11 protein-coding genes are annotated in these 13,046 nt (G+C 73.5%); 5 read left to right on the forward strand and 6 right to left on the reverse strand.

The features are described from left to right. Nucleotides 1-1,109, reverse strand: a 1,109-nt coding sequence (locus C2L59_RS31390) for an LCP family protein (RefSeq protein WP_199199357.1), incomplete at its 3' end; no start/stop codon positions are given. A gap of 79 nt (nt 1,110-1,188) precedes the next feature. Then, entirely contained in the window at nt 1,189-2,733 is a 1,545-nt protein-coding gene (locus tag C2L59_RS31395) for an LCP family protein (protein ID WP_103353157.1), read from the reverse strand. 138 nt (nt 2,734-2,871) lie between these two features. Here C2L59_RS31395 and rfbB point away from each other — a divergent pair, with 138 nt between their 5' ends. Together rfbB and rfbD are read left to right on the forward strand one after the other, a co-directional pair. After that, complete coding sequence (rfbB, locus tag C2L59_RS31400; protein ID WP_103353158.1) at nt 2,872-3,861, forward strand: dTDP-glucose 4,6-dehydratase; 990 nt, start codon at nt 2,872-2,874, stop codon at nt 3,859-3,861. Nucleotides 3,862-3,873: 12 nt separating this feature from the next. Further along, a complete protein-coding gene (gene rfbD / locus C2L59_RS31405; protein WP_199199358.1) occupies nt 3,874-4,761 on the forward strand; it encodes a dTDP-4-dehydrorhamnose reductase in 888 nt (295 codons plus the stop codon). Nucleotides 4,762-4,773: 12 nt separating this feature from the next. Here the strand turns inward: rfbD and C2L59_RS31410 are convergent, their stop codons facing one another. The 3 genes from C2L59_RS31410 to C2L59_RS31420 are packed head-to-tail and all read right to left on the reverse strand — an operon-like array spanning nt 4,774 to nt 9,321. Then, complete coding sequence (locus C2L59_RS31410; RefSeq protein WP_103353160.1) at nt 4,774-5,859, reverse strand: glycosyltransferase family 1 protein; 1,086 nt, start codon at nt 5,857-5,859, stop codon at nt 4,774-4,776. Then, a complete protein-coding gene (locus tag C2L59_RS31415) occupies nt 5,852-8,353 on the reverse strand; it encodes a glycosyltransferase (protein ID WP_103353161.1) in 2,502 nt (833 codons plus the stop codon). The genes C2L59_RS31410 and C2L59_RS31415 overlap by 8 nt, the downstream gene beginning before the upstream one ends. A 32-nt stretch (nt 8,354-8,385) precedes the next feature. Further along, nucleotides 8,386-9,321, reverse strand: a complete 936-nt coding sequence (locus C2L59_RS31420; protein ID WP_199199343.1) for a glycosyltransferase family 2 protein — start codon at nt 9,319-9,321, stop codon at nt 8,386-8,388. Between the two features lie 9 nt (nt 9,322-9,330). Here C2L59_RS31420 and C2L59_RS31425 point away from each other — a divergent pair, with 9 nt between their 5' ends. From C2L59_RS31425 to C2L59_RS31435, 3 genes are all read left to right on the forward strand, one after another. Next, nucleotides 9,331-10,407 (forward strand): glycosyltransferase family 1 protein, encoded by a 1,077-nt coding sequence (locus C2L59_RS31425; RefSeq protein ID WP_103353162.1) that lies wholly within the window; start codon nt 9,331-9,333, stop codon nt 10,405-10,407. A gap of 66 nt (nt 10,408-10,473) precedes the next feature. After that, a complete protein-coding gene (locus C2L59_RS31430) occupies nt 10,474-11,622 on the forward strand; it encodes a glycosyltransferase family 1 protein (protein WP_103353163.1) in 1,149 nt (382 codons plus the stop codon). A gap of 67 nt (nt 11,623-11,689) precedes the next feature. Beyond that, nucleotides 11,690-12,550, forward strand: coding sequence for a glycosyltransferase family 2 protein (locus tag C2L59_RS31435; RefSeq protein ID WP_199199344.1), 861 nt, complete (start codon nt 11,690-11,692; stop codon nt 12,548-12,550). On the opposite strand, the gene C2L59_RS31440 is transcribed toward C2L59_RS31435, so the two are convergent. After that, nucleotides 12,547-12,999: a hypothetical protein gene (locus C2L59_RS31440; protein ID WP_103353165.1), complete on the reverse strand. Its 453-nt coding sequence runs from the start codon at nt 12,997-12,999 to the stop codon at nt 12,547-12,549. The two genes, C2L59_RS31435 and C2L59_RS31440, sit on opposite strands and share 4 nt — an antisense overlap. Nucleotides 13,000-13,046: the final 47 nt, after the last annotated feature.

Raw genomic sequence — 13,046 nt, forward strand, 5'->3', positions numbered from 1 at the left:
CCGCCCGCCGGCGCCGGGGCGGCCGCCCGGCCCGCCAGGCCGGCCACGAACTCCCGGACCGCCTTCAGGTCGATCTGCACGATGCTCTGGCCGTCTTCGCTGCGGCCGTTCGCCGTCACCACCGGGATCGTCGCGAACGTCAGGTCGCCCGAGGCGATGCCCTTCGCCTGCTGGGCGAACTGCAGCAGGTCGAGACCCGGATCCAGGGTCAGCGAGCGGTGGACCGCGTCCATCAGGTCGGTCATCGTGCCGGGGCTGGTCAGCGTGCCCGCCGAGAGCAGCTGGTGCAGGGCCGAGGAGAGGAACGCCTGCTGCCGGACGATCCGGTCCAGGTCGCCGCGCGGGAGGTTCTTGCGCTGGCGGACGAACGACAGGGCCTCGCCGCCGGACACCGTCTGCTCGCCGCGGTGGAAGTTCGCGCCCGAATCCTTGTCCTCGGTCGCGTGGTTCAGGCACACCTTGACGCCGCCGAGGGCCTCGGTCAGCAGGTAGAAGCCCAGCAGGTTGATCTCGGCGTAGTGGTCGATCCGCACCTGAGTCAGGTCCTGCACCGCCTGCACCAGCACCCGGCGGCCCTCGGTGTCGGAGTCGCGTTCGATCTTCGCCTGGTCGCGTTCGCCCTGCCCGCGCAACGCCTGCACGGCGTGCGCCTTCGCGACGCCGTACGCCGAATTGATCTTGGCCTCGCCGCGGCCCGGGATGGCCGTCCACGTGTCGCGCGGGATCGAGACCGCCGACGGCTTGCCGCCGTTCTTCGGCACCCGCAGCAGGATCACCGTGTCGGTGTTCACCGCGCCGTTGTTGGCTTCCGTGCGCAGCTGCCGCAGCACGCGGGCGGGCAGCGCGTTGCCCTGCGCGTCCGTCCGGGCGTCGCTGCCGACGAGCAGGATGTCCTCCGCGCCGTCGTCCGCGGGCGGCGGCGCGGGCTCGCCGGCCCGCGGGGTCAGCGCGTCGGTCGTCGGGATCGTGCTCTGCAGCTGGTCCTTGGTGACGTACGCGTAGCCGCTGGCTCCGAGCGCGAGCAGCGACACCAGCCCCAGCGCGACCCGGCGCGTCACACGCCCCGCGCGGCGCACGCGCGACGGCCGCGAGTCGTCGCTGTGCGTCACCGGATCGGCGTTCGCCTCCGGTTCTCCCTGCTCGTCCGCCACCCTGGCCTACCTCCCCCGAACACCCTGCGTACGCAGTCTAGTTGACGCAGGGGACGTCGCCCGCCGTGATGGGCGGCGCGGCGGGGGTGGTCGGGGCGACCGGCGGCTTCGCGGCCGTGGCCACCGGCGGCTTCGCGGCCGTGGACGTCGGCGCGCCGCCCGGGCCGGCCGCCGAGTTCCGGAAGTCCTTGCCCAGGAGCACGCGCACGTGCCCGGCTGGGACGTCCCGGTCCGGTTCGGCCTGGACGCCTGCGCCCAGGGCCTGCTTGACCAGGCCCAGCGCGGTTTCGTCGGCCGGGTTGTAGCGGACCACGGTCGTGGTGCGGGTGCTCAGCCGCTGGTCGGCGGCGAGCGTGAAGCCCTTGCCCTGCAACATCGCGTGCGTCTGGCCGGCCACGGCCGGCGCGCCCGAGCCGTCGAACAGCTCGATCGTGACCGCCCGCGCGCCGGGCACCTGCGCCGACGTCGAGGTCGAGGTCGCCGTCGTGCCGTCCGACGTCAGCCGGGCCACCTCGGCCGCCACCGCGGCCTGGTCGACGCGCAGCACGTCCGCGCCGCCGATGGTCGCGTTGCCGAGCGTCGGGATGGTGTGGAACTCGATGTTGCCGCCGGTCAGGCCGCGCATCTGCGCGGCGAACTCGGTCAGGTCCCAGCCCTGCGACACGACGACGGACTTCTTCACCGCGGCGACCAGGTCGGCGATCTTCGCCGGGCTGGTCAGCACGTCGGTCGAAATGACCTTGCGGGCCAGCCCGGACAGGAACGCCTGCTGGCGCGCGATCCGGTCGAGGTCGTAGTTCGGCAGGCCGTAGCGCTGGCGGACGAACGCGAGCGCCTGCACGCCCTCGATCGTCTGGCGGCCGCCCGGCAGGTCCACGCCGGACTTCGTCTCCTTGACCGGTCCCTTGAGGCAGACCTCGACGCCGCCGATCGACTTGGTGATCTCGTAGAAGCTGGCCAGGTTGACCTCGGCGTAGCGGTCGATCATGCCCGGCTTGCCGATGAACTTCTCGAGCGTGGCGATGAGGTTCTTGCGCCCGGCGACCTTCGCTTCCTGGTCGGCCTGCTTCAGGTCGGTCATGCCCTGGCGCTGCAACGTGCGGTAGGTGTCGGTGTAGGCGTAGACGAACGCGCTGTTGAGCTTGTGCTTGCCGAAGCCACCGGTCAGCTCCACCCACGAGTCGCGGGGGAACGAGACCGCGATCGCGTGCTTCCCGTTCTGGGGGATGTGCACGAGGATCATCGTGTCGGTGTTCAGCTCGCCGTCGGAGACGCCGGCGTGCAGCATGTCCAGCACTTCGCGGGGCAGCGGGTTGCCCTGCGCGTCCGTGCGGCTGTCCTGGCCGACCAGCAGGATGTCGATCGCGCCGTCGAGCGGCTTCGCGTGCGCCTCGGTGTCGGCGAAGACGTTCGTCGTCGTCAGGCCGGTGTTCGGGTCGCCGATGTAGTGCCAGCCGTACCAGGTCAGGGCCAGGATCGCGACGGAGAGCAACGACACGACGACCTTGCCGCCGCGGCGGGCGAAGACCGTCGCACCGGTGTGACGGCGTGCCGGGATGGTCGGCGCAGCCTGTTCGGTCACGCGCTTCCTCCCCTGTGACCCCGTGCTTCCCCCAGGACACCCGTGTGTCTCCGCCGCAGACTCTACTGAGGGTGTTGTGGGACCTCCGTAGGCTGGGGGCGGTATGCCCCGCCCGGGGCACGAAGGGAAGGCGGGAAGATGCGGGTCCTGGTCACCGGTGGTGCCGGCTTCATCGGGTCGCACTACGTCCGGCAGGTGCTGACCGGCGCCTACCCGGCGCTGCGCGACGCCGAGGTGGTCGTGCTCGACAAACTCACCTACGCCGGCAACGAGGCGAACCTGGCGCCGGTCGCCGCGGACCCGCGGCTCGAGTTCGTCCGCGGCGACATCTGCGACACCGCGCTGGTCTCCGACGTGATGACCGGCGTGGACCTCGTCGTGCACTTCGCCGCCGAGTCCCATGTGGACCGTTCGATCCTCGGGGCCGCCGACTTCGTGCTGACGAACGTGCTCGGCACGCAGAACCTGCTGCAGGCGGCGCTGGAAGCCGGCGTCGGCAAGTTCGTGCACGTGTCCACCGACGAGGTGTACGGCTCGATCGAGCACGGTTCGTGGACCGAAGACCACGTGCTGGAGCCGAACTCGCCGTACTCGGCGTCGAAGGCGTCGTCGGACCTGGTGGCGCGGTCGTTCTTCCGCACCCACGGGCTGCCGGTGTGCATCACCCGGTGCTCCAACAACTACGGTCCGTACCAGTTCCCGGAAAAGGTCATCCCGCTGTTCGTCACCAACCTGCTCGACGGGCGGAAGGTGCCGCTCTACGGCGACGGGCTCAACGTCCGTGACTGGCTGCACGTGGACGACCACTGCCACGGCATCCAGCTGGTCGCCGAGGCGGGCCGGCCGGGCGAGATCTACAACATCGGCGGCGGCACCGAGCTGACGAACCGGTCGCTGACCGAGAAGCTGCTGGCGGCGCTGGGCGCGGGCTGGGACAGCGTCGAGCCGGTCGAGGACCGCAAGGGCCACGACCGCCGGTACTCGGTGGACATCACGAAGATCAACAAGGAGCTGGGGTACGCTCCGCGCGTGTCCTTCGAGGACGGTCTGGCCGCGACAGTGGCCTGGTACACGGACAATCGCGCGTGGTGGGAACCCCTGGCCGGGCGGACCGCGCTCCGGAAGTAGAGGAAAGTGCCTGTGCGCCTGACGGTGCTCGTGCCCGGGGGATCCGGGCAGCTCGGCCGGGATCTCGCCGCGCTGGCGTCCCCGTCGGTGGAGGTGGTGGCCCCGGGGTCGGCCGAGCTGGACGTGACCCAGACGGGCCAGGTGCTGGCGGCGGTCGGCGCGTTGGCCGAGCGGGCACGGGAATCCGGTTCGGCGCCGGTGGTCGTGAACGCGGCGGCGTACACGGCGGTCGACGCGGCGGAGACGGACGAGGAGCGCGCGTTCGCGGTGAACGCCGACGGCCCGCGCGTGCTCGCGGCGGCCTGCGCGTCCCGCCGGGTACCGCTGATCCACGTGTCGACGGACTACGTCTTCCCAGGGGACGCGTCGGCGCCGTACGAGCCCGCGGACGAGCTGGGCCCGCGTTCGGCGTACGGCCGCACGAAGGCGGCGGGCGAGGACGCGGTCCTCGGCTCGGGCGCGTCGTCGTGGGTGGTGCGGACCGGCTGGCTGTACGGGAAAACCGGGACGAACTTCGTGAAGACGATGGTGTCGCTGGAGTCTTCCCGGCCGGATCTGTCTGTTGTGGACGATCAGATCGGTGGTCCGACGTGGACGGCGGATCTGGCGGCGGGGCTGCTGGAGCTGGCCACCCGCGCGGCAGCGGGCGACGGACCGGAGCGCCGGATCCTGCACTGCACGAACGCGGGCGAGGTCACCTGGTGCGGATTCGCCCGGGCGATCTTCGAGCACCTGGGCGCGAACCCGGACCGCGTGAAGCCGTGCACGACGGCGGAGTTCCCCCGCCCGGCCGCGCGGCCGGCGTATTCGGTGCTGTCGCCGGCTTCGTGGCGCGAGGCTTGGTTGACGCCGATGCGGCCGTGGGATGAGGCATTGGCCGCGTACTTCGCGGCCGGGTAACCCAGGAGCGGGTCAGTGACGCCCTGAGGCCAGCCGGTACGCGCCCACCGTCAGCTCTGCGCACGTTCGCCACGTGAAGTTCGCCGCGTGCGCGCGCCGTGAAGCCGATGTTGCCACCGCGTGCGGGTCCGTCACCGCCGTCCTCAAGGCCTCCGCCAGGCCGTCCACGTCGCCGTACGGGACCAGGCTGGCGCACTCGCCCGCCACTTCGCGCAGGGCCGGGATGTCCGTGCAGACCACCGGGACGTCCGAGGCCATCGCCTCCAGGACCGGGAGGCCGAACCCCTCGTCGCGGGAGGGGAGCACCAGGGCCGACGCGCCCGCGACCACCGTGCGCAGGTCCACATCGGACAGGTAGCCGGTCTGGCAGCGGCGGGGGCCGCGGGGGAACGGGCCCGGGCCCGCGAACACCAGGTCCGGCAGGTCCGGGGCCGCGTCGTGAGCGCGGGTCAGCCAGTCCAGGCCCTTCCGGGGCCCCGCCGCGCCGGCGAACAGCAAGTAGCGCGAAGGCAGGCCGAGACGGGCTCGGCGCTCGTCGTCCGGGGGGCGTGCGGTGAACCACGCCGGGTTCACGCCCAGTGGTGTCACCACGATCTTTTCGCGGGAGACGTCCAGGCGCTCCGCCACCGCATCGGCCACCGCCGACGTCGGGGTGCAGATGACGTTCGCGCGGCGGGCGCCGCGGCGGACCAGCTCCGGCAGGCCGCGGTCGCTCGGGGCGAGTTCCGCGGGGTTGTCCAGGAAGGCCAGGTCGTGGATCGTCACCACGCCCGCCGCGCGGAAGCGGCCCGGCAGCACGAAGTTCGTGCCGTGCACCACGTCCGTCGGGCCGGCGAACACCTCGACCGGCGGGAAGTCCGACCGCAGCCACGCCATCCGCAGCAGCCGCGCCGCCACCGGCATCCCGCGGGCGCGGGCGCCGTACGGGAGCACGTGCCGCAGCCGCCGCCAGCCGCGCAACGTGAACGCCACCGCGCGCGTGTCGACTTCCGGGATCGACACCAGTTCTTCGATCAGCGCGGAGGTGTACCGGCCGATCCCGGTGCGCGCACCGAGCAGGGGGGTGCCGTCGAGGAGGACGCTCAGTGACCTAGCCACGGCGGAGCCGTTGCTTCGCGACCTTCAGCGCCCGGCCGCCGACGCGCCGCGCCAGCTCCGACGCGCCGCCGGCGGCGAGGTACTCGCGGACCAGGTCGACGTCCCGCCGCAGCATCGCCCGGCCGCGCACCGCCGGCGTCGTCACCAGGTCCGCCGACCCGGGCAGCCGGTCGGCCGCCGGGCGCGGGTCGCGGCAGAACTCCACCAGCGGCTTCAGCGCTTCGGGCCAGGCGAACCGCTGTGCGACGACGGCCAGCCGCTCGACGCAGCCCGCGGCGAACTCCTCGTCGTACAACGCCTTTTCGAGCGCGTCCGCCAGAGCGGCGTCGTCCTCGGCCGGGACGACCACGCCGAGCCGCTCGGCCCGGACCAGGTCGGCGAAGGCGTCGCCGTCGGTGGTGACGATCGGCAGCCCCGCCCACAGGTAGTCGAGGACCCGGGTGCGGAACGCGAACGTCGTCTCGACGTGCTCGTAGTGCGTGGTGACGCCGCAGTTCGCGTCGAGCAGCCAGTTCTGGCGCTCGTGGTAGGGCACCCACTGCTCGTTGAAGTAGACATGCTTGCCGGTCAGCCCCAGCGAGTCCGCCAGCCGGATCGTCCGCGCGCCGATGTCCATCTCGGCGACCTCGGGGTTCGGGTGCTTCATACCGAGGAACACGAGCCGGACGTCCCCGCGGTTGCGGCGCAGCCGGTCGATCGCGCGGACCAGCGTCAACGGGTCGAACCAGCTGTACACCCCGCCGGCCCAGAGCACGACGTGGTCGGTGCCGCCGATGCCGAGCGACGACCGCAGGCCGGGCCCGGTGCGCACCGGCGGCTCGGCCGGCAGCCCGAACGGGACGACCGCGAGCAGCGACTGCGTCGTCGGGTCGGCGTCGTAGAGGCGCGGCGAGAGCCGGCCCATCGCGGCGAGGTGGCCGAGCCAGAAGTGCCGCTGCCGCTCGGACGCGCAGAGGAAGAAGTCGCCGCGTTCGAGCTGGGCGTCGAGGACGCGGGTGACGCCGGCGAGGTCGGCCGCGCGCTGGTCGTCCGCGACGCCCTTGCCCTGCTCCAGCAGTTCCAGGTGCATCGGGTCGTACAGGTCGGCGACGACGATCTTGCCGCTGTGCTGCTTCTTCAGCGACGGCGCCAGTTCGAGCACGTGCCCCTGCAGGACGACGACGTCGGCCCAGGCGATCGGCTCGTCCAGCTCGCGGAATTTGCCCGCGCCGACCCGGAACGGCGCCGGCGGCGGCGTGACGAGGGGGTTGGTGGTGATCAGGTGGACGTCGTGCTCCGCGGCGAGGGCCAGCGCGATGTTCCAGGCGCGGATCGCCGGGCCCGCCATCCGCTCGGTGAGCGCGTCGCCGGTGAGCACGAGGATCTTCCGGCGCTGCCCGAACGCCTTGGCGATGCCGAACGCCTCGACCAGGATGTCGTGCGCGGCGAGGTAGCGCGGCAGCGGGTAGGCGGGCTCCAACGCCTTGCGCAGCAACGGAAGCAGGTCGGCGTCGGTGCGGACGCGGGCGGCCTGCTCGACCGCGCGGGATTCCGCCAGCGACGGCAGCTGCTCGACGAACTGGTCGATGGCCAGCAGCCCGGCGAGCGTGGTGCGCGGGACGGCGACGTCGCCGGACTCGATCGGGCCGACGCCGTGCTCGAGGTCCAGCTGGGTCGGGTCGAGCTCGCCACGCGCGGTGGCGCGGCGCACGGCCAGCGCGAGCGCCGCGGGCAGCGCGCGGGCCAGTGTCTCGTCGGAGAGGTTCTTGTACAGCGAGGCCAGGGCGTTGCGCTCCAGGAGGAACGTCTCGCGGCCGGTCTCGGGGGCGTCGACCGCCGCCATCGTGGCGTGGTGGCGGTGGTAGGTCAGCGACGCCGGGACGTACCGGACGCGCCAGCCGCGGAGGTTGAGCCGCCAGCCGAGGTCGACGTCCTCGTAGAACATGAAGAACCGCTCGTCGAAGCCGCCGAGCTCGGCGAACACGCTCGCCCGGACGAACAGCGCCGAGCCGGTGCCGAACAGGACGTCCTTCGCGACCTCGTGCTCGGCGGCCGGGACGTCGGCCAGCGGCGAACCGGCGTGGCGCTTGTAGCCCATGCCGAACCAGGTCAGGCCGCCGTCGACGAAGTCGGTGCCGGTGCCGTCCCAGTCGAGGACCTTGCTGGCCACGGCGGCGACGCGGGGCTGCGCGCGCAGCTCGGCGACGGCGGCCGACACCCAGCCGGGGGCCGGGCGGGCGTCGTTGTTGAGGAAGCCGAGGACGGTGCCCTTCGCGTGCTTCGCGCCGAGGTTGCAGCCGCCGGCGAACCCGGTGTTGCGGCCGGCTTCGACCACCCGGGCCTGCGGAACGGCCTCGCGGATGCGCGCGGCCTCGTCCGAGTTGTCGACGCAGATCAGCTCGAGCTCGGGGTAGCCGTGCTCGGCGAGCGCGCGCAGGCAGGTGATCGTGTCGTCGGCGCCGTGGTAGTTGACCACGATCACCGAGACGAGCGGTTGCGGATCCCCCTGCGCCAAAGCCAGCTCCTGTCGTCGGGTCGAGGGCAAGCTTAAAGGCCCGCCCATGCTTCCCAGACCGCGCCTCGGCCCAGCGCCGCCCGGCGGCTGATCTTGCGGCGCATCCGCAACGTCGCTGGTAACCGCAGGGCCACTTCGGCGAGGACCCGGCAGCGCAGGCCGAACCGGAAGTTCGCCGCGGCCGGGCCCCCGGGGCGCAGCGGCAGCACCGCTGTCAGCAGCGCGAACCGGGCCAGCTGCTTCGCCGCGACGACGCCGGGCGCACAGCGCAGCAGCATGAGCAGCCGGTTGCGCTCGTTCCAGCGGTGGAACAGCGGTGAGCCGAGGTTGCTGCTGACGCCGTGGGCGTGCCGGACGCGGGCACCGGGCGCCGCGACGACGTCCCACCCGGCCAGCCGCAGCCGCCACGCCGTGTCGGTGTCCTCGTAATAACAGAAGAATCCGGCCGGAACGCCGTGCACGCTCTTCAGGGCGTCGGTGCGCAGCAGGGCCGCGCCGCCGCAGAAGCCGAACACCTCGGCGGCGGGCTCGGTGGCGTCGGCGCCGTGGCCGTCGGCGGTCAGCCGGACGCCGGCGGACTGCGTGGCGCCGTCGGGCCGGACGAGCAGCGAAGTCGCCGCGGCGGCCAGCGGCGCCTCTTCGAGGGCGTCCTCCAGGGTGGCCAGCCAGTCCGGCGCCGGTTCGGCGTCGTCGTTCAGCCACGCCATCAGCGGGGTCTGGACCTTTCCGAGAGCGACGGCGAGCGCGCCCGCGTAGCCGGTGTTGCGCGGGAGGCGGAGCACCTCCGGGCGTGACGGGTGGGCCGCGAGCAGGGCGGCGGTGCCGTCGTCGGAGGCGTTGTCCACCACGAGCGTCCGATGTGGACGCGCCTGCGCGGCGAGCGCGTCGAGGCAGGCCGCGACGTGCGGGGCGCCCCGCCAGGTCACGACGACCACCGTGGTGGCGGGATTGACGGTCACGTCCCGCACAATAGCCGCGTGCCCGAACTGGTCGTGCTCGCCGAGCAGCTCCTCGCGCCCGTGCCCGGTGGCACCGGGCGCTACACGGCCGAGCTGCTGCCCGCGCTCGCGAAGACCGCGCCGCCGGGCTGGACGGTGTCCAGCGTCGTGGCGCGGCACGCCGACGTGACCGCGGCCCGGCTGGACGGCGTCGAAGGGCCGCGGGTGCTGCGGATCCCGCCGCGCGCGCTGGTCGCCGCCTGGCAGCTGGGCCTGCGCTGGTGGCCGGGCGGCGACGCGGTGCACGCGCCGACGCCGTTCGCGCCGCCGCGCGCCCCGGCCGGCAAGACGCTGAGCGTGACCGTGCACGACACCGTGCCGTGGACCCACCCCGAGACGCTCACCGCGCGCGGCGTGAGCTGGCACCGGTCGATGATCGCGCGGGCCGCGCGGCGGGCGTCCGGGCTGGTCGTGCCGACGCGCGCGGTCGCCGACGAGCTGGCCGTGCTCATCGACGTCGACGTGCCGGTGCGCGTGGTGCCGCACGGCGTGCGGGTGCCGTCGGGCGCGGCCGAGGTGGAGCTCCCGGCGCAGTACGTGCTGGCGGTCGGCACGATCGAGCCGCGCAAGGGGATCGACGTGCTGGTCGACGCGGTCGCGGCGCTGGACGGCACCGCGCTCGTGCTGGCCGGCCAGCCGGGCTGGGGCGGCGTCGACCCGGTGGCGCTGGCGGCCGAGCGCGGCCTGCCGGCGGACCGGCTGTGGGTGCTGGGGAAGGTGACGGACGCGCAGCTGACGACCGTGCTGCGCCGGGCCGACGTGCTGGCCGTGCCGAGCCTCGCCGAGGGGTTCGGGCTGGGCCTGCTCGAAGCGATGGCGGCCGGGATCCCGGTGGTGCACACCGACGTCCCGGCGCTGGCCGAGGTGGCGGGCGGCGCGGGCGTCATGGTGCCGCGCGGGGACGCGGCGGCGCTGGCGAAGGCCCTTCGCGAGGTGCTGGGGTCGCCGTCGCTGGCGGCGGAGCTGGTCCGGTCGGGCCGCGAGCGGGCGCGCGCGTTCACCTGGCGGCGCGCGGCCGAGGCCGTCTGGGCGATCCACCGGCGGGCGCACGACTGAGGCCCCCACCTGCCCGGTTTGCCAGTTCCTCACCGAGGCACCGGGGTGCCGCCGTACCCTGCAGGGGTGAGCGATGATCCCCGGGTCCTGATCGACGCGACCGCGGTTCCCGCGGACCGCGGCGGGGTCGGCCGGTACGTGGATTCGCTCGTCGCCGCCCTCGACGCGGACGGGGCCCGGATCACCGTCGTCTGCCAGCCCCGCGACCTGCAGCTTTACGATCGGCTGGCGCCACGCTCCCGCGTCGTGCCGGCGTCCCCGGCGACGACCACCCGCACGGCCCGGCTGACCTGGGAACAGGCGACCCTGCCCCGGCTGGCCCGCCGCCTCGGCGCGGACGTCGTCCACTCACCGCACTACACGATGCCGCTGGCGACGTCGGCGGCCTCGGTGGTGACGCTGCACGACGCGACGTTCTTCACCGACGCCGTGCTGCACTCGTCGGTGAAGGCCCGGTTCTTCCGCGCGTGGACGGCGACGGCCCTGCGGCGCGCGACGCTGTGCGTGGTGCCGTCGGAGGCGACGGCGACGGAGCTGGCCCGCGTCGGCCCGGTGCGGCACGCTTCCCTGGAAGTCATCCACCACGGCGTCGACAGCGAGCGCTTCCACCCGCCGTCCCCGGCCGAGGTGGCGGCGGCGCGCGCGGCGGTCGGCCTGGGCCGGACCCCGTACGTGGCGTTCCTGGGCGCGCTGGAGCCGCGGAAGAACGTGCCGGCCCTGATCCGCGGCTTCGCGCGCGCGGTCGCCGGCCGCCCGGACGCACCGGCGCTGGTCCTGGCGGGCCAGCCGGGCTGGGACACGCAGGTCGAGCGGGCGTTGGACGCGGTCCCGCACCGCCTGCGCGTGATCCGGGCCGGGTACCTGCCGTTCGGCACGCTGGCGGGGTTCCTGGGCGGGGCTTCGCTGGTGGCGTACCCGTCGCTGGGCGAGGGGTTCGGGCTGCCGGTCCTGGAGGCCATGGCGTGCGGCGCGTGCGTCCTGACGACACGCCGGTTGTCCCTGCCCGAGGTGGGCGGCGACGCGGTGGCGTACTGCGGCGTGGGAGCCGGGGACGTGGCGGCTGCGCTGGGTGAGCTGCTGGACGACCCGGGCCGGCGAGCGGAGCTGGCGACGGCGGCGCAGCAGCGGGCGAAGGAGTTCTCGTGGGCTACGACCGCGGAACGGCACCGGGAGGCGTACGCGAAAGCCTGGTCCCGGCACCTGCGCACCCGGTGACTTCTTCCGGCGTGCTGCTGGGCCGGGGCCGCCGATTCACCCTCGGTGATGCGTGGACAATGGCCGGGTGACTGAGCAATCCCGCTATGGCGACGATGTCGGCGTCGTGACCGTGACCTACTTCTCCGAGGACACCATCGAGCGGTTCCTCGACACCCTCGAGAAGGCCACCGAGCGCGAGGTCAAGGTGGTCGTCGCGGACAACGCGTCCGTTGAGGGGGCCCTCGAGCAGGTCACCTCGCGCCGGGCGAACGTGCAGCTGCTCACCATCGGGGAGAACGTCGGGTACGGGACCGCCGCCAACCGGGGGGTCGCCGAGCTCGATGACTCCTGTGGGTGGGTCGTCGTCGTCAACCCGGACCTCGAATGGGAGCCCGGGTCGCTCGACGCGCTGCTCGAGGTCGCCGGGCGGTGGCCGCGCGGGGGTGCCTTCGGGCCGCTCATCCACGACCTCAGCGGCACCGTCTACCCCTCGGCGCGGCTGCTGCCGTCCTTCGGCCGCGGGATCGGGCACGCCGTTTTCGCGAAGGTCTGGCCCGGCAACCCCTGGACCAGGCAGTACCGGCAGGAGACCGGCGCCCCGGCCGAGCGCGTCGCGGGCTGGCTGTCCGGCTCGTGCCAGCTGATCCGGCGGGAGGCGTTCGACTCCGTCGGCGGCTTCGACACGCGCTACTTCATGTACTTCGAGGACGTCGACCTCGGCGACCGGCTGGCCAAGGCGGGCTGGCTGAACGTCTACGCGCCGTCTTCGCGGGTCACGCACGAAGGCGGGCACTCGACGTCGCAGGCGTCGAAGAAGATGCTGGCCGCGCACCACGCCAGTGCCTACCGCTACCTCGCCGACCGCCACCAGGGGCTCGCCTGGAAGCCGGTGCTGGCCGCCGTGAAGCTCGGCCTCGCGCTGCGGCTGAAGCTGGAAACCCGCTAGATCCCGTCGAGCCGGCGTGAAAGGTCGGATTTGCCGATGTTCTGCGTCACCGTCGGCACCAGGCCGGTGTCCTCCGGATCCGGCTCCTTCAGGGGGCTCGTGATCTGCTCGGCCTGGGGCCGGCGGGACAGCGGGGCCGGCAGCGGCGTCGTCGGCGACGGCGTGCTCAGCGGGGTCGTCTGCTGCGGGCGGCGGCCGCCCGGGACCTCCAGCCGCCGGGTCGGCGACGAGCCGGCCAGCGGGTGGTCGTTTTCCTCGATCAGCGACGCCGGCAGCTGCGTGGTCGTGTCGGGGTCGCGGCTGCGGTCGAGCCCGTCGATCTGCGCGCGCGGGATCTGCTGGGTGTTCGACGAGTCCATCGGTGACGTCGCGCTGTCGGGTGTCACGACGAACACACCGCGCGCCTGGGCTCGTGCGAGCAGGGCGTCCGCCCGATCGCGGGGGTCCATCCCCTCGGCCTCCCGACTGACCCGGGGCCCTCTGGGGAAAGGCCCGC

This window comes from Amycolatopsis sp. CA-128772 (assembly GCF_002904295.1).
Taxonomy (GTDB): Bacteria; Actinomycetota; Actinomycetes; order Mycobacteriales; family Pseudonocardiaceae; genus Amycolatopsis.